Here is a 1,251-nt window from a genome sequence, read left to right as displayed (position 1 = left end):
TGAACTGGTCAAGTCATCCCGGACACCGATTACGGTGTTTATGCCGCTTTTTGCTCCATGGCTATTGGCGACAGGTAGTTGTTGTAGCTGTGGAGCCTGATTCGGTTGTATCGCATGAAGAAGCTAGTTATATCCTGCCTGGCTTCTTCAACTGTCGTGTAGCCCTTATTGGGCACCCACTCTGATTTGAGTGTCCCGAAGAAACGCTCTGTTGGCGCGTTGTCCCAGCACTGTCCTCTGCGGCTCATGCTTTGCGTTATCCCATGCTCCAGCAGCGCGGACTGAAAGAGCTGGCTGGTGTATTGGCAGCCTTGATCCGAATGAAACATCAAGCCTGCATGTTTACCTCGAACCTCCACCGCCATTCTCAGCGCCCTGCTAACCAGGTTGGCGTCATTGATCAGAGAAAACGCCCAGCCAACGATTCGGCGGGCGAACAGATCAATGACCGCTGCCAAGTGATACCAGCGTTTACCAACCATCAGGCTGGTAACGTCGCCGCACCAGACCTGATTGATTGCGGTTGGCTCGAAGTTACGCTCGAGCAGGTTCTTGGCTACAAATGCTTCGACGCCTCTAGAGCGATACTGATGGCGGCGGCGCTGTCTGCTGGCCAGATTTGCCTCCGCCATGAGTTTTCCGGCCAGATGTCGTCCCACCTTGATCTGCTGGGCCTTCAAGTGCTGAGAGATCATCCGCGCGCCTGCACTTCCCCGGCTTTCGTCATGCAATTGCACGACTTTTGCTCTGAGCGCGTCACGCTTGGTATTCGGCGCTGAGCGACGCTTAAGCCAGTCATAAAACGCGCTGCGGGAAACGCTCAACACACTACAAAGAAGGCGGGTCGGATATGAGCTCGACTCTCTCAGCTCTTCGATCAGGAAAAACGATCGGGATCCGACATCAAGAGAGCCGTAGCTTTTTTTAAGATTTCAGCCTCGGTCTCCAGGCGCTTGACCTTGGCACGCAGCTGTTGAAGCTCTCGCTGTTCGTCGCTGATTGCCTTAGTACCTGCCACTGGCTGCCCTTTCTGGCGTTCTTTGCGAACCTGATCAATCCAGCGGCGCAGAGCCGTAGGCCCAACGTCCATCGATGCACAGACGTCAGGAACTGAGCAGCTATCATCAAGAACCATGCTTGCAGCACGTTGCTTGAACTCGCGGGTGTAGGTCTTTCGCTCTTGCATGGAACCTCCTGATTGGGCGAATCATATCGCCCTTAAGAGGTGTCCGGGAGCATTAGGCCAGTTCA

Annotated in this window: 2 protein-coding genes; both read right to left on the bottom strand. The window is 54.6% G+C overall.

Annotation, left to right across the window (positions count from 1 at the left end):
* Positions 1 to 38: 38 nt before the first annotated feature.
* Positions 39 to 869 (bottom strand): IS3 family transposase, encoded by an 831-nt coding sequence (locus BLL38_RS29920; protein ID WP_232243989.1) that lies wholly within the window; start codon positions 867 to 869, stop codon positions 39 to 41.
* 8 nt (positions 870 to 877) lie between these two features.
* Positions 878 to 1,186, bottom strand: a complete 309-nt coding sequence (locus BLL38_RS31620) for a transposase (RefSeq protein WP_076965378.1) — start codon at positions 1,184 to 1,186, stop codon at positions 878 to 880.
* Positions 1,187 to 1,251 lie beyond the last annotated feature (65 nt).

It is taken from the genome of Pseudomonas gessardii (assembly GCF_001983165.1).
Taxonomy (GTDB): Bacteria; Pseudomonadota; Gammaproteobacteria; order Pseudomonadales; family Pseudomonadaceae; genus Aquipseudomonas; species Aquipseudomonas gessardii.
Note: the sequence above shows the minus strand (reverse complement) of the source record. Positions and strands in the feature narration are given on the sequence as shown.